General features: G+C 56.1%; 15 protein-coding genes and 1 pseudogene. 5 read left to right on the top strand and 11 right to left on the bottom strand.

The genetic code is table 11. From position 1 onward, the window contains the following. Positions 1 to 49: 49 nt before the first annotated feature. Positions 50 to 517 carry a YlaC family protein gene (locus GM298_RS11155; protein WP_266154116.1) on the top strand — a complete coding sequence of 156 codons (468 nt, stop codon included), beginning with the start codon at positions 50 to 52 and terminating at the stop codon, positions 515 to 517. Here GM298_RS11155 and GM298_RS11150 read toward each other — a convergent pair. Next, positions 489 to 1,949, bottom strand: coding sequence for a PLP-dependent aminotransferase family protein (locus GM298_RS11150; protein WP_266154115.1), 1,461 nt, complete (start codon positions 1,947 to 1,949; stop codon positions 489 to 491). The genes GM298_RS11155 and GM298_RS11150 overlap by 29 nt on opposite strands. Positions 1,950 to 2,050: 101 nt before the next feature. Between GM298_RS11150 and GM298_RS11145 the strand changes: the two genes are divergently transcribed. Further along, on the top strand, positions 2,051 to 2,761 hold the full coding sequence (locus tag GM298_RS11145) for a GNAT family N-acetyltransferase (RefSeq protein WP_025756156.1): 711 nt from the start codon (positions 2,051 to 2,053) through the stop codon (positions 2,759 to 2,761). Here GM298_RS11145 and ykgO read toward each other — a convergent pair. Continuing rightward, the gene (gene ykgO, locus GM298_RS11140) at positions 2,758 to 2,898 is read right to left on the bottom strand and encodes a type B 50S ribosomal protein L36 (RefSeq protein WP_003859006.1); all 141 of its coding nucleotides are present in this window, start codon (positions 2,896 to 2,898) and stop codon (positions 2,758 to 2,760) included. The two genes, GM298_RS11145 and ykgO, sit on opposite strands and share 4 nt — an antisense overlap. Positions 2,899 to 2,900: 2 nt before the next feature. Further along, the gene (locus GM298_RS11135; protein WP_259565834.1) at positions 2,901 to 3,161 is read right to left on the bottom strand and encodes a type B 50S ribosomal protein L31; all 261 of its coding nucleotides are present in this window, start codon (positions 3,159 to 3,161) and stop codon (positions 2,901 to 2,903) included. 219 nt (positions 3,162 to 3,380) lie between these two features. On the opposite strand from GM298_RS11135, the gene GM298_RS11130 reads away from it, so the two are divergent. Continuing rightward, a complete protein-coding gene (locus GM298_RS11130; RefSeq protein WP_266154114.1) occupies positions 3,381 to 4,946 on the top strand; it encodes an EAL domain-containing protein in 1,566 nt (521 codons plus the stop codon). Here the strand turns inward: GM298_RS11130 and GM298_RS11125 are convergent. Next, positions 4,939 to 5,211 carry a metal/formaldehyde-sensitive transcriptional repressor gene (locus GM298_RS11125; protein ID WP_045285236.1) on the bottom strand — a complete coding sequence of 91 codons (273 nt, stop codon included), beginning with the start codon at positions 5,209 to 5,211 and terminating at the stop codon, positions 4,939 to 4,941. The genes GM298_RS11130 and GM298_RS11125 overlap by 8 nt on opposite strands. 136 nt (positions 5,212 to 5,347) lie before the next feature. Between GM298_RS11125 and GM298_RS11120 the strand changes: the two genes are divergently transcribed. After that, positions 5,348 to 6,169 (top strand): nickel/cobalt efflux protein RcnA, encoded by an 822-nt coding sequence (locus tag GM298_RS11120; protein ID WP_266154113.1) that lies wholly within the window; start codon positions 5,348 to 5,350, stop codon positions 6,167 to 6,169. Positions 6,170 to 6,204: 35 nt separating this feature from the next. Here GM298_RS11120 and GM298_RS11115 read toward each other — a convergent pair whose 3' ends face one another. The 3 genes from GM298_RS11115 to GM298_RS11105 all read right to left on the bottom strand — a co-directional run bounded on the left by GM298_RS11115 (position 6,205) and on the right by GM298_RS11105 (position 11,154). Next, on the bottom strand, positions 6,205 to 9,291 hold the full coding sequence (locus GM298_RS11115) for a beta-galactosidase (protein ID WP_266154112.1): 3,087 nt from the start codon (positions 9,289 to 9,291) through the stop codon (positions 6,205 to 6,207). Between the two features lie 103 nt (positions 9,292 to 9,394). Next, the gene (locus GM298_RS11110) at positions 9,395 to 10,465 is read right to left on the bottom strand and encodes a LacI family DNA-binding transcriptional regulator (protein WP_266154111.1); all 1,071 of its coding nucleotides are present in this window, start codon (positions 10,463 to 10,465) and stop codon (positions 9,395 to 9,397) included. 77 nt (positions 10,466 to 10,542) lie between these two features. Beyond that, a complete protein-coding gene (locus GM298_RS11105) occupies positions 10,543 to 11,154 on the bottom strand; it encodes a YczE/YyaS/YitT family protein (protein ID WP_025756161.1) in 612 nt (203 codons plus the stop codon). 86 nt (positions 11,155 to 11,240) lie between these two features. On the opposite strand from GM298_RS11105, the gene GM298_RS11100 reads away from it, so the two are divergent. Continuing rightward, on the top strand, positions 11,241 to 12,662 hold the full coding sequence (locus tag GM298_RS11100; protein ID WP_259565499.1) for a PLP-dependent aminotransferase family protein: 1,422 nt from the start codon (positions 11,241 to 11,243) through the stop codon (positions 12,660 to 12,662). Positions 12,663 to 12,743: 81 nt separating this feature from the next. Here GM298_RS11100 and GM298_RS11095 read toward each other — a convergent pair whose 3' ends face one another. The 4 genes and pseudogenes from GM298_RS11095 to GM298_RS11080 form a co-directional block, all read right to left on the bottom strand. Next, on the bottom strand, positions 12,744 to 12,959 hold the full coding sequence (locus GM298_RS11095) for a hypothetical protein (protein ID WP_023334722.1): 216 nt from the start codon (positions 12,957 to 12,959) through the stop codon (positions 12,744 to 12,746). Further along, entirely contained in the window at positions 12,956 to 13,207 is a 252-nt protein-coding gene (locus GM298_RS11090) for a hypothetical protein (protein WP_025756163.1), read from the bottom strand. Before GM298_RS11090 ends, GM298_RS11095 begins: the two co-directional genes overlap by 4 nt. A gap of 406 nt (positions 13,208 to 13,613) precedes the next feature. Continuing rightward, entirely contained in the window at positions 13,614 to 14,222 is a 609-nt protein-coding gene (locus GM298_RS11085; protein ID WP_266154110.1) for a hypothetical protein, read from the bottom strand. After that, positions 14,219 to 14,835: pseudogene (locus GM298_RS11080) on the bottom strand (N-acetylmuramidase domain-containing protein). The gene GM298_RS11085 and the pseudogene GM298_RS11080 overlap by 4 nt, the downstream one beginning before the upstream one ends. Between the last annotated feature and the right edge of the window lie 145 nt (positions 14,836 to 14,980).

The following is a 14,980-nucleotide window of genomic DNA, read 5'->3' as shown; positions in this document are numbered from 1 at the left end:
CCTAAAATTGGCGGTCACCCTGTATTGTCAACTCTCATGAAGGCAAAAAATGACCGAGATACAGCGCCTGCTCATCGCCACCATCGACGATCTTAACGTCCGCGAAAAGCGCGATAATCGCCCGCGCTTTAGCATTAGCTTTATCCGCAAACATCCTGGCCTGTTTGTCGCCATGTATGCCGCCTGGCTGGCGACGCTTATTGTGATGCTCCAGTCCGAAACGCTGGTGGACTCCGTCTGGCTGCTGGTGGTGCTGTTTGTCGTCTTTAATGCCTTTTTCTTTTTTGACGTGAACCCACGCTACCGTTACGAAGATATCGATGTCCTCGATTTCCGGGTCTGCTACAACGGCGAATGGTACAACACGCGTTTCGTACCAGGGGAGCTTATCGACAGCATCATGCGCTCTCCGGCAGTGGAAACCGTGCAAAAAGAGAAGCTGCAGAAAATGGTCTCCACTAAAGGCCAGCTCTCTTTCTACGATGTTTTTACCCTTTCCCGCCCTGCTGCTGCGTAATGAGCGCCTGAATACGTCGGATCCCCGACACAAACTGCGAAGCAGAGGTATTGCCGTAACCTAACACCAGACCGGTTTTCCCCTGCTTCGCCTCCAGGTAATACCCGCTCAACGCAGCGGGTGCCAGCTGAAACGCCCTCGCCTGCTCCACCAGCTTCTGGTCGTCAATCCCGTCTATCGCCAGCGTCAGATGCATGCCGCCTTCACCCGCCAGAATGCGGTGCGGGGTATGAAGCTCTGTAACCAGCACTTCCCGCAACTGGCGGTAGCGTTTGCGATAGAGCCGACGCATGGCGGCGAGATGGCGGGCATAATGACCCTCTTCAATAAACAGCGCCAGGGTACGTTGCTCCGCGCGATGCCCTCCGCGCAATAGCGAGCCAATGGCCGGACGAGCCGCTGTCGCCAGCGCTGGCGGCAACACCATGAATCCCATTCTGAGCGACGGAAACAGCGTCTTACTGAACGTTCCCAGATAGACCACGGGAGCATTCGCCACCATTCCCAGCATCGCCGGTACGGGCTCACCGGCATAACGGAATTCGCTGTCGTAGTCGTCCTCAATAATCCAGGCGTTATGCTCTCTGGCCAGCGCCAGCAGGGCCAGACGCCGCCGGGCACTGAGCACGCTCCCGTAAGGAAACTGATGTGAGGGTGAGGTAAAAATTAACGCGGGAGAAGGCGCATTCAGTCCCTCCCAGCACATTCCCTCGTCATCCACCGGAATGCCCCTCATCGTCAGGCCGGTTTTAACAAACGCGCTTTTTGCCCCACTGTAGCCGGGGTTTTCTACCCAGGCGATATCCCCCGGCTCGCTCAACAGCATCGTGCACAGGTTGACGCCCTCAAGCGCGCCTTCAGTGATCACTATCTGGCTGGCGTCACAGTCAATGCCGCGGGACAAGGCAAGGTGCCGGGCAATCGCTGCCCGCAGCGACGGCTCGCCGGCGGGGTCGCCGTAGCCTAACAGGGCGCTTCCCTCCTCCCGCATCACGCGGTCATACAACCGCCGCCATAGCGGCAGAGGGAAATAGTTAATGGCGGGTGTCCCCGGCGTAAAGGCAAGAACCGGGGTATCCCGCGGCACCGGTGGAGGCAGCAGGCTGACCCGTCTGGCAAGCGTGATGGCAGGGTCCGGCAATGACCTCGGGACAGCACGCTGAGCAAACAGTGTTACCCGCGTTCCCTGGCGATTACGCTGCAGATACCCTTCGAGGGTGAGCTGGTCCAGCGCCGCATTGACGGTATTGCGGGAAAGGGAGAGCTGCCGGGCCAGCGTGCGCGAACCGGAAAGCTGGCAGCCGGAGAGGAGTCTTCCGCTCAGAATGGCCTCCCGCAAAGCCAGATAGAGCGTACGCTGGAGCGTCTCCTCGCCACGTTTTTTCAGCGCTGCATTGAGCAAGGTATACAGTTCATCACCCGGAATATTCATCTCACCTCCTCGTGGCACCATCAAAACATAACCTGGTGGTTCTTTTTAAGGAACCAGCAATTCATTAGTCTGGAACTCTTTTCAACGTCACGGAGATGAAGATGAAGACAATCAATCAGTTTGGGCAGCCCGTGGGCGAACCGCTTATCGACTGGCAACCCCGTCCACATCCGTCCCGGGTGGTACTTCAGGGTCGTTACTGCCGGCTTGAGCCGCTGCGGGTGGAGCATGCTAACGCGCTGTTCTGCGCGTATGCGCAGGCCGAAGATACCCGCAGCTGGACGTGGCTGCTGCGTGAGCCCGATGCCACCGCAGAGGCGTTCGCCGGATGGGTCGCGAGCGTGAGTGAGTTATCCGATCCCATGCACTTTACCGTCATCGATAACCAGACCCAATCTCCGGTCGGCACGCTGGCCCTGATGCGGATCGATCCTAAAAACGGCGTTGTGGAAGTGGGGCACGTTCACTTCTCTCCCCTGTTAAGCCGCACGCCTATGTCAACAGAAGCGCAATATCTGCTGATGCAGTATGTTTTCGATACCCTCGGTTACCGGCGTTATGAATGGAAATGCAATAGTCTGAACGAACCGTCCCGCAAAGCGGCCCTGCGTCTGGGTTTTCAGTTTGAGGGGCGTTTTCGCCAGGCGCTGGTGACAAAAGGACATAACCGGGACACCGACTGGTTTTCAATTCTCGACAAAGAGTGGCCGGCGCTGGCAAGCGCCTTTGAAGGCTGGCTTGCCACCGACAATTTTACTGCCGATGGCAAACAGAAAAGATCCCTGGAAAGCTGGCGAGAAACACGCGTCTAGCGTCTTTTTTTACGTCCCTGAACCGCCTTAAAACGCGGATTAGATTTGCAAATCACATATAAGCGTCCCTTGCGTTTGACTATCTGGCAATCCGGGTGACGCTGTTTTGCGCTACGTAATGAGTTAAGTACCTGCATGATTAGCCCCGCTTCGCATTGATAAAACCGCCATAACGCTTACGGAAGCGCGCTGCGCTGCCATCCGTGGAGAACGTTTTCTGCTTGCCGGTATAAAACGGGTGCGATTTTGACGAGACATCAAGGGTGACGTACGGATACGTTTCACCATCGAGCTCAATTTCACGGTCGGTGCTAATGGTTGAGCCAATTTTAAAATATTCATTGGCGCTGGTGTCGTGGAAGACCACGATACGATAAGCAGGATGGATATCTGGTTTCATCATAAACCTCATATGTTTTGTTATAACATAACAAAATAATATCCAGGCCAGGCTGTAAAAACAACCCCTCTATCAGGGTGATATTTTCGGGTTTCCCTGACATAAAATGAAAACCATGCCACCCACGTGCTATAACTATATCATTTCGCGGTAAAAACTTTCTCTTCAGGCAGGGAACTCAGTGCTCAGGAGCGGGCATACGAGGAAGGAAACGACAGCATGAAAACCCGACATCTGGTCAGTCTGGTGACCGGCATACTTATCTTTTCTGTGCTGGCCCCCATTTGCCTGAGCATCTGGCTGGCTCATCGCCAGGCAGAAGATAAATTTGTCGATGCCCTGGATAACTATGCCTCACGCGTGCTGATACGCACCGACAGGGTCGTGGATCAGGCGAAAGAAGCGCTCGATCACCTGCAGGCCTTTGAGGGCGTGCCGTGTAGCCCGTTGCAGTTAAGGGAGATGCGACGGGTCGCTTTCTCGTGGCGATATATCCAGGAAGTGATTTATATCGACAGCCTCAAACCGCTCTGCTCCTCCCTGGAGCAAACCAGTCATGCATCCCCTTTCCCGCCGCCGATGCGCATTACCGAAGATGGTTACAGTGCATGGCTGACCACCCAAAACGATCTTGGGTTTAATCACTACATGGCTGTGCTGGGTAAAGGGCATTATCTGGTCATGGTCGATCCGGCTTCGCTGGTGGATGTGATCCCTTTCGGTGAGATAGCGATTGATGCCGCCCTGGTCGGAAGTGCAACACGCCGCATCTTCGCCAGCAGCAATACGCTCGATCCGCACATCCGGGACATGATCAAGGGTCAGGAGATGACCAGCGTACAGTACGACGGTTCGATGTATGTGATGAAGCCCGTCCCCGAACTGGGGTTTACCGTTGTCGCATGGGCGACGCTCAAACCGCTGGCTGAAACCTGGCACCGGCAGCTGCTGTTCTGGCTGCCCTTCGGCATCCTGATAAGCCTGCTTGCCGCGCTTTTTGTCCTGCGGATACTGCGTCGCATCCAGTCGCCGCGCAATCGCCTGCTTGACGCCATTAACAGCCGCGATTTTGTGGTTCACTATCAGCCCATCGTGGCGCTGTGTAGCGGGAAAATTGTTGGCGCAGAAGCGCTGACGCGCTGGCCCCAGCCAGACGGAAGCAGTCTTTCTCCTGATATCTTTGTGCCGCTGGCCGAGCAAACGGGGCTCATTTCGCAGCTGACGCAGTTGGTCATCGAAAAAGTATTTGAAGACATGGGCCACTGGCTGCATCTGCACGGCGACCAGCACATCTCCATTAACCTTGCCCCCGCCGATTTGATCTCCGGCACGCTGCCGCCGCTGCTGAGCCACTTGCTGAATAAGTGGCAAGTCCATCCCAGACAGATCGCCCTTGAGTTAACCGAGCGTGGCTTTGCCGATCCTCAAATTAGCGCGCCGGCTATCGCCGCATTCCGCCGGGCGGGCCATCCTGTCTATATTGATGATTTTGGAACGGGCTACTCCAGCCTGAGCTATCTGCAGGACCTTGATGTCGACACGCTCAAGATTGATAAATCATTCGTGGATGCGCTGGAGTATAAAAACGTGACGCCGCACATTATTGAAATGGCGAAATCGCTGAAGCTGGCGATGGTCGCGGAGGGAGTCGAAACCGCAGGGCAACTCGCCTGGCTGCACCGACACGGCGTGCAGTATGGACAGGGGTGGTACTACAGCAAAGCGCTGCCCAAAACGGAATTTATTCTCTGGGCAGAACACAACCTCGAAACGTACGCTACTTAAGATAAGATTTGATCACCTGCAACACCACGCCAAGATCGGCTTCACGCTGCGCTTCTTCGGGCTCTTTCACCACGTGATCGGTTAAATGCCCTTCGATCACCTGCATCATCATGCCGTTAACCGCGCCACGGATCGCCGCCAGCTGCTGTAGCACCTCGGCGCATTCGTGATCGCTGTTCAGCATTTTCTCCAGAGCATTACTCTGCCCCTGAATTTTCTTCAGGCGGTTCAATAACATTTTCTTGTCGCGAACGGTATGTGACATCGGACGATCCCTTCTCTTCTTTGGCATTCAAAGCATATCACGCTCTACTCCCCCTGAGTATTTTTCTACTGGGGGGTAGTATTAATCTACTGGGGGGGAGTACTATCTGAGCACGCTTTCCACTCCGGAATTTCCCATGAACGATTTTGCTTCACTTCTGCAGCAGGGCAATGCCTGGCTGTTTGTTCCCAGCGCTATTCTGCTCGGCGCGCTACACGGCCTGGAGCCGGGCCACTCAAAAACGATGATGGCGGCCTTTATTGTGGCCATCCGCGGCACGCTGAAGCAGGCGGTGCTGCTCGGTCTGGCAGCCACACTTTCCCATACGGCAGTAGTCTGGGTTATTGCCATGGCCGGATTATGGTTTGGTCGGGGCTGGGATGCGCATACTTCAGAGCCGTGGTTCCAGCTGATCTCGGGAGTCTTGATCGTCCTGATCGCCCTGTGGATGGCATGGCGGACCTGGAAAGAGAGCCAGCCGCACGATCATCATCATCACCACCATCATCACGACCATGACCATGACCATGACCACCAGCATGATCACCACCACGAACATCCGCTGGTTGATGAGGAGTGGCAGGACGCTCACCAGCGCGCCCACGCGCAGGATATTAACCGGCGCTTCAGCGGCCAAAACGTCACCACCGGACAGATCGTGGTGTTTGGCCTGACCGGCGGGCTCATCCCCTGCCCGGCATCCATCACCGTTCTTCTCATCTGCCTGCAGCTCAAGCATTTTGCCCTTGGCGCGACGCTGGTCTTCAGCTTCAGTATTGGTCTGGCGATCACCCTGGTCGCTTCCGGCGCGATTGCCGCCTTAAGCCTCAAACATGCGACAAAACGCTGGCCCGGGTTTAGCGAACTTTCCCGAAAAGCGCCGTGGATCTCCGCTGCGCTGATTACTGTTGTAGGGATTTACATGAGCCTGCACGGCCTGAGCGGGATTCTGGGGTAAGCAGGCGGCCACGCCCTGTGGCCGCCTCTCACGGGTCAGTTAAGCGTCTGCCGCCAGCTGAAGGTATAACGCAGCTGGCGTTGCTGGAGAATAAATTCCGGCGAGACGCTGGGGCTCCAGGAGTCGTCGCCACCCACGCCCATATGGAATGCATCAAGATTGAGCCAGCATCCGGGCTCTGCACGCAGCAGATGCTGATGGGTTGTCTCTCGCAGCTGCTGCTGGCTGTAGCGGCTCACCGAGAAATGGAAGCGGCCATCCAGCTGATGCGTTCCCAGCACCAGCTCGCGGGTATCACAGCGCAAGCCATTTTCCGTCGGGAAGATATACGGCGTATGCATGGCCTCCAGGGGCACTCTCCAGCGCCCCTGCTGTGCCGCCAGCTTTCGGTCCGGATAGTTTTCATGCGGGCCCAGCCCCAGCCAGCGAACGTTGTCCGGCGTTTCGGCGAGATGCACGCACAGGCCAACGCGCGCGGGTTCCGGGATATCGGACGCAATATCCACCTGAATATCGCCGTGCAACCTCCCCTGGCTGTCCACTCGCCACACCTTACGGCTCAGGAACAGCGCTTTTCCGCGATATTCCCAGGCATGCAGCGTCGTCACTACAGCCTCATTGGCACGCTGCTCGCCTTCACAATGCAGCACCCGCGGGGTTAAATCGTACATTCCCGCCGCCTTCCAGCGCTCAACCCATGCATCAGGATCAATTCGCGTGGCCTCGCTTACGCCGATATCATTATCCAGCGGCGCGCGGGTAAAGTTATCCCTCAGCGGTGAACGCAGCGTTTCAACGCCATTGTTCAGCCACTGCGTCAGGTTTCCTGAAGCACGATCGAAAAGCCATCGCTGCTGCCGGTGCGTCAGGATCAGCATGGCGTCGCTTTGCGTCAGCACCGGCGGCTCACCCACCGGGTCAGACTGTGCAATAAACAGCGGCGTCGGGAGCTGCCACTGCGCCCAGGCACAGCGATGGTTGGCAGGTGACCACGGCGTCGCCCGCGGCTGATAAACCTCAACGTTCAGCCAGACTTCACCCGGTTCAGCCTTTATCTCTGGCAGGGCGATCTCCAGACGCTGAGCGCCTTCAGGCGCCATCGCGAGCGTCACCTCGCCCGAAGCCAGCACCTCCCCGTCCCGGGCAACCGTCCATCTCAGCACCTCGTTATCGGTGTGACGGAACAGGTAGCCGCTTTGCACCTCTATCACCAGCGGAGAGGTGCTGACCCGCGTAAAGGTGAAGAATTGCTGTGCGCGTTGCGCCTCATACAGCGCCGGATGCGGTGTACGATCGGGGAACACCAGCCCGTTCAGGCAGAACTGCCGGTCATTCGGTTTATCGCCAAAATCACCGCCATAGGCCCAGAAGGCGTTGCCCTTTTCATCTTTCTTCGTCAAAGCCTGATCGACCCAGTCCCAGACAAACCCACCCTGCAGGCGAGGATGGCTGCGAAACGCCTGCCAGTATTTCGCGAACCCGCCGAAGCTGTTACCCATCGCATGTGCGTATTCGCAAAGGATCAGCGGCCGCGTTTCATCCGGCATGCCGATCCATTTCTTGATCGACCATTTCGGCACCGCCGGGAAAGGCTGATCCTGATCGACACGGGCGTACATCGGACAGACGATATCCGTCGCCGCTGTATTCGCCCCACCGCCTTCGTATTGTACCGGGCGCGTCGGGTCCGTGGATTTCACCCAGCGATACAGTGCGTCGTGGTTTGCGCCGTGCCCGGACTCATTGCCCAGCGACCAGATGATAATGGAGGGGTGATTACGATCGCGCTGCACCATGCGGGTCACACGCTCGCTCATGGCGGGCAGCCAGCGCGGATCGTCAGTAAGACGGCTCATCGGCACCATGCCGTGGGTTTCTATATTGGCTTCATCAACAACGTACAGGCCATAGCGATCGCACAGCCGGTACCACAGGGGGTGGTTCGGGTAGTGCGAGCAGCGCACGGCGTTGAAGTTGTGCTGTTTCATCAGTTCGATATCGCGACGCATCGTCGCTTCGTCCATCACCTGGCCGTTTTCCGGATGATGCTCGTGCCGGTTAACCCCGCGGATCAGCAGGGGTTTACCGTTGAGTTTCAACAGGCCGTTGCTGATTTCAACCCGGCGGAAGCCAACGTCGCAGGCTTCACTCTCCAGCACGTTGCCCTGCGCATCGCGAAGCGCGATCGTCAGGCGATAGAGTTCCGGCGTTTCCGCACTCCATAACGCGGGGGACACCACGGGGATTACCGCCGTTAACCGCTCGGCCCAGTTTCCGCGTTCATCCACAATGGCAGAGCCAGGCTGTTGGGTGACGCTTGCACAGCGCTCACCGTTGCGCCACAAGCTAATCGCCACGTCGCACGCCGCGAAGTCAGCGCCCGCCAGCGCGACCTCCACGTTCAGCACCGCGCGGTCCAGATCCGCGTTCAGGTCGGTAACAACATGGTAATCCGCAATGTGCGTCTCAGGCTTATGCAGCAAGGACACATCGCGGAAAATACCGCTCATGCGCCACATGTCCTGATCTTCCAGATAACTGCCGTCGCACCAGCGCAATACCATGACCGCGAGGCGGTTCTGCCCGGGGCGTAATGCCGTTGTCAGGTCAAATTCAGCGGGCAGTCGACTGTCCTGCGAATACCCTATCCACTGCCCGTTGCACCACAAATGAAACGCCGCGTTCACGCCGTCAAAAATAATGCGGGTTTGCCCGGCCTGTAAGACATCCATGTCAAATGTGAGCGAGTAACAACCGGTAGGATTTTCTTGCGGAACAAAAGGCGGGTTAACCGGTATCGGATAAGTCACATTGGTGTAGACGGGTGTGTCAAATCCCTGCATCTGCCAGTTAGACGGCACGGGCATGGCCACAGCATCTGCGCAATCTTCGGTGACCCATGCCTGAGGAACCTGCTCGGGGGCAGCAAAGTAGCTGAACCGCCACATCCCGTTGAGGCAGCGCCTGCTGACAGATCCGGCGTCATCCCGGGCGGATTGTTCATCACGCCAGCTGTATAACGGCGTGTGTGCCGCCAGACGGTTCCACTGGGTAACCCCCGGGTTTTCCCAGTCACGTCGGGCGAGAATGGCACTGAGGGTCAGCGATGAAGAATGGGACATAGTAACCTCTTTGCGAAGCGCTCACAATTTTAGTTAACATGCCCTGGCATCCGATAACGGTAAAGCGATCGTTTGCGGGGTAGCGAGTCAGATCACAAAAGTCTTACTTGCGGGCCAGCTGCTCCGCCAGTAGTGCCAGGCTTCTGAGCTGTTGCGCCAGCGTCTCGTGCTCCGCCTGCAGGGGGGTGTGGCGCGCGCTGGAGTGGCGGGTCACCAGCGTCACCGGCAGCTGAACCTGCCAGCACGCTTCGTCCCCGGTAGGCGCCAGCAACCACTCCACGCTGCGTTCGCCTGCCTCGCGAAACGCCTGGCGAATGGTCGTCAACGGTGGGGAAAACCAGGCGCTGTCCGCCGTATCGTCGAACCCGACCACGGATATCTGACCCGGGATCGCGATCCCTTTTTCCGCGCAGGCGCGCATAACCCCGAGGGCCATTTGATCGTTGGCCACCAGAATCGCATCCGGTAATGCCGGCGCAGATAACAGCAAATGCCCCTTCTCATATCCGCTGGCCGCGCTCCAGTCACCGTAGGCCACGGCGGCGGCGTCAAGACCCGCCCTTGCCAGGGCCGCTTTCCAGCCCGCCAGACGTGCCCGTGCGGAGACCGAACTTTCCGGCCCGCTCAGCAGGGCAATGCGCTGATGCCCCAGCGAAAGCAGATGCTCAACGCCCAGACGTGCGCCCTCCGCGGCATTAAAGACGAGACTATTGACCTGCGCTGAAGGGGAGACATCGAGAAACAGCACCGGGACAGGCAATGCCAGCGCCCTGAGCTGTTCGGCATCCGGATCGTCAAGCGGAACATTCACCAGCAGCGCTTCCACGCGCTGCGCCAGCAACGCCTGAATCGCGGCCTGACACTGGTGCGGCTGTTCCACCATCGAAATGAGGACGCTCGCCCCCTGTTCTGCCGCCCGGGATTTCACCGCCGAGACAATTTGCGAAGGGGCGTGCAGGGCCAGATCGGTGGTGATGAGCCCCAGCGTGCGGGTGCGTTTCCCCGCCAGCTGCTGTGCCCGAAGGTTAGGCACGTAGTGCAGCTCCGCCATCGCCTGCTGCACCTTTTCCCGGGTGCGGGCAGACACATGTTCCGCGTCGTTAATGACGCGGGAAACGGTCTGATAAGAAACCCCCGCAAGGAGGGCGACATCATAGAGTGTGATTGCTTTCATGCATGCTGGCATCGCGTGTTTCGGAGGTCCTATTCTGGCACAGCGACGCCCTGAAAAACATGTGAGCGCTTCGCAAATTAAACAACCCGCTCCGGCTGGGGGATGTCCTCAATCCGCGGCTTCTGACGGAACCAGGGCAGACAGAGCTGGATAAGCGGGCCAATCGTCAGGGCATACAACACGGTTCCCACTCCAAACGTGCCGCCAAGCACGCAGCCAATCAGCAGGACAGAGACCTCAATGGAGGTACGCACGCTGCGAATAGACCATCCCATCCGGGCATGAATGCCGGTCATCAGGCCATCGCGCGGGCCCGGGCCGAAACCGGCTCCGATGTACATGCTGGTCGCAATCGCGTTCATCACAATCCCGCCCACCAGCAGCGTGAGTCGAATGGGCAACGAAATCACCTCCGGGATGAATGCCATGCTGGCATCCGCCGCCAGACCAATACAAATCACGTTACTGATTGTGCCGAGCCCCGGCATCTGACGCAGGGGGATCCACAGCAGCAGCACCGCGGCGCCGGTTAAAATGATCACCGTCCCGATACTCATCCCCAGCTGCATCCCTACCCCAAGGTGAAAAACATCCCAGGGATCGACCCCTAAATCGGAACGAATAAACATCGCGGTGGAAAGACCATACAGCCCCAGACCGACATACAGTTGTAGCAGACGACGTACCATTTTTCGCTTCTCCAGTGAACCAGGCTTTCATCCTGACCTAAAATGGCACTATGATTAATGTCCAGTTTTCAAATAGTGGACTGCATATGTCATCACGCCGCTTCGGAAGCCAGTCTCTGATACGCCTGTTAGGCCACTGGCAGCAAACCTCTTCCCGTACCCCACTCTGGCGTCAGCTGGCCGATGCATTGCGTCTGTTAATCCTTGATGGCCGGCTGGCACTGAATACGCGGCTGCCGGGCGAGCGCGAACTGGCCTCTGCGCTGGACGTAAGCCGAACCACCATCAGCAGCGCCCTCGCCCATCTGCGTGAAGAAGGTTACCTGGAAAGCCGTCACGGCAGCGGGTCACGCGTGATCCTCCCGGATACACGCGCCGTTCCCACCCTCTCAGCGGCGAGCGCCGCACTGGATCTCTCCACCGCCGCCCTCAGCGCCGGACCAGAGATCCACCAGGCGTATACCCATGCGCTCACGGCCATTACGCAGCACCTCGCGCTGACGGGCTACGACCAGCTGGGGCTGCCGGCACTGCGGGAAGCCATTGCTGCGCGCTATACCGCGCGGGGTCTTCCCACCCGTGCGGATGAAGTGATGGTGGTGAATGGCGCCGTCAGCGGCTTTGCGCTGGTGCTGCGGATGATGACCGGACCGGGGGATCGCATCGTGGTTGATCATCCCACCTATCCACTGGCGATTGCCGCCATCCAGGGGGCACAGTGTCGGCCCGTGGGGGTGTCGCTGCCGGAAACGGGCTGGGATACGGACGGCTTCGCGGCAACGCTTGCCCAGACAGCGCCGCGGCTGGCGTATCTGATGCCAGACTTTCATAACCCGACCGGGCGATGTATGGATAGCGCCACCCGTCAGGCCATTACCGATATTGCCGCACAAACCCGTACGGCACTGGTGGTGGATGAGACGATGGTGGATCTCTGGTTTGATTCGCCTCCCCCACCGCCGCTGGCCGCCTTTAACCCGCAGGCCACCGTCATCACGCTGGGCTCTGCCGGAAAAAGTTTCTGGGGCGGGCTGCGTCTCGGCTGGATCCGCGCCTCCTCGCGTACTATCGCCACGCTTGCCCAGACGCGGGACACGCTGGATTTAGGATCGCCGCTGCTGGAGCAGCTGGCGACGCTGTGGCTCATGAACAACAGCGAGACGTTTCTGCCCGCACGCCGGAAGATGCTGGCGGAGCGACGCGATCGTTGCGGTGACCTTTTGCGTGAACATTTCCCGGAGTGGACATTTCATGAAGCGGAAGGCGGGCTTTCTTACTGGATAGAACTCCCGGGCATGCTGGCAACGCAGCTTGCTGCGCGAGCCGAGATTCTGGGGATTAACCTGGGGACCGGAACGCGATTTGGTTTATCGGGCGCGTTTGACCGCTACTTACGCATGCCCTTCTCGCTCGAACCGACAGAACTTGAGCAGGCATTGCTGCGGATCAAACCGCTATGGCTTGCTCTGAATAAAAACGTGCCGCCGGTGAAACGCAGCGTCATTTAATATTTAAAAGTTTGAAGCAGATCATAAAATAAAAACTGCTGACTGTAACAGATGCAGTCAGCAGTTTTCACCGTTTAGTCGTTAATGCTGAGCAGGAATAGGAAAACCTTTCAGTGAAATAACGAAGCTTTCACCGTCTTTCTTTATTTTTGCGCCCGTATCACACCAGTCAGACGCAATACGAAAGAACTCATCACTTCCGACATTCCAGCCAAGACGTACATGCTTCACGTAGCCTGAACGCAACAGATCGCAGGCCTCTTTGTAGTCACTGGCAGTTGACAGTTGTTGTTTCATTTTCTCTTCTTCAGCAGTTTACGTAGAGCTTTGATTTCTTTAGGAGTAAAAGGAGAAACACTCTCTTCTTCCGTATGCTGATTATCAATATCCTCTTCCGATACTCCCGCCTCTTCTACTGCTTCAAACGCCAGCAGCAGCAGTTTCTCTGTCGTCACGCTTAAATTCTCGTTATTGTGTTCCGCATAGTGGCGAAGTCTTTCTTTTAGCGCGTCATCGATCTTCACATTTAATACTGCAGTAGCCATGTTTGTCACTTCCCTTCGGAATAAGTACTTTATTTAATACACGAAGTTAACAACGTTATCCAGATATATATTTTTTTGAATTATGTTAGAAAAAAGACATACGATTCTAAAATGCCAGTCTATTATTACAGGTTTATGACAATAATATTTCAGCGCGATGAAATATATATTACATGCTATAAGCTTAGTCTTAATGGGGATTAACATCTCAGAAAGAGACAAAAAACAGGGGAAGAACGCCGGGAGCCACAAATGGGTGGGCCCCTGACGGCTAGCTATAACTCTTATTTTCAGTGACATAGGGTGCGGTCATGCGGGGAAAATAGCGTTACGGATTAGCTTAATGAGATTGCCGATGCGAAAGCATCGCCCGGCAATATTGAATTCAGGGGGAGAAATAAACCGATCAGGATGCAGGAGGCGTTAACGGCTGAACGTCATTGCTATTCACCCAGCCGTGTGTCGTTTTTCCGCTACGGGCGACAAACTCTACCTCTGCCCAGCCAGCCTGGGTTTGTATTACCCCTACTACGTCTCCTTTAACGATCCAGGCTTTACGCCGGGTCGCGGCATCAGGCGTGGAGCTCAGATAAGCCCGCGGGCTGCTTACCTTCATCAGCGTTTGCCACTGTGTCTGCCGCGTCCTCTCCAGTTCCAGACCTGTCGCAATTTCAGGCATCAGCACATTCATACACCCAGCATGGTTTTGCCCATCAGGAATGGCTAATGTGACACCCGCGGTATTCGCGGCAATATGGCCCGCGAGCACAGATGAAGACCATGAAGTGATGGTGTCTGGCTGTTGCGCTGAAACATGGCCTGTCAGAAAGAAAGTGCAGGTACGTTTTACGCTGTCTTCAGCCGATTCAGAGTAATACCCGGTGATATTGCCCGTCGGTGAGACGGCGAGTAACAAACCTTCATATACGCCAGACTGTAGCGTCGTGGCATACGAAGAAAACGCCGCGATTAAGGCTGAAAAACCGCAAACTATGCGCATCATTTTAATTTTCATCTCCGCCCCTTCTCCAGACTTTCATAAGTTCTACGAATTTTAACGTCATAATCACCGAAATCGCTTCCGTTATAGTTGAATGCCATATTATAAAAGTCCTTATTTACCATTGCCGACAGTAGTGAGCTGTTCTTATTGCACAAATGTAAAAAAGCATTTAATTGCTTACCGGTATTAGACTTCATATCTTTTAAAAATGTGCCGAGATCTTTATAACCGCACGATTCGTAATTAAACCCATAATCTGGAACATCCCCCATGAACACGATTTTATCGCAGCTTCGGCATCAAGTGCGTAAGCCTTCGCCAGGGTATTCCATGCAGAAAGCTGGTCGATATTGTTTTTTTGCCATTTCGGACCCGCTTTCTTTATATCTTTATAAGACAAAAAAGGGTGGGTTTGATCGTATTTCCTTTTGGTGTATTTACGGAAAATATGCCCTTCATACGCAATAATCGGTAGATTTAAAGCATTAAACCCAGATCGTCCGCCCGACTTCACAATAGAAAAAGCTTTGATGATATTCAGTTCTACCCGACGATTAAGATTTTCCCAGGCTTCAGTAAATTCCTGCTCCGTCAGCGATACAGCCCCATCAATTCCAGGTGCCATCAGCTTGCTTCGCTCAAGGGTTTCATCTGCTACGTTGTAGCGCTCTTTTCTCAGATAATCGTTAACCAGCTGACGGACGCTATTTTCATTGGCAGAAGGTTGCCTAAAAAATGAAGATGTGAAAGACGATTGTTGGGACGCAAGG

This window comes from Enterobacter sp. HSTU-ASh6 (genome assembly GCF_026319105.1).
Classification (GTDB): domain Bacteria; phylum Pseudomonadota; class Gammaproteobacteria; order Enterobacterales; family Enterobacteriaceae; genus Enterobacter; species Enterobacter sichuanensis.
This window is presented reverse-complemented; position numbering and strand designations above follow the sequence as displayed.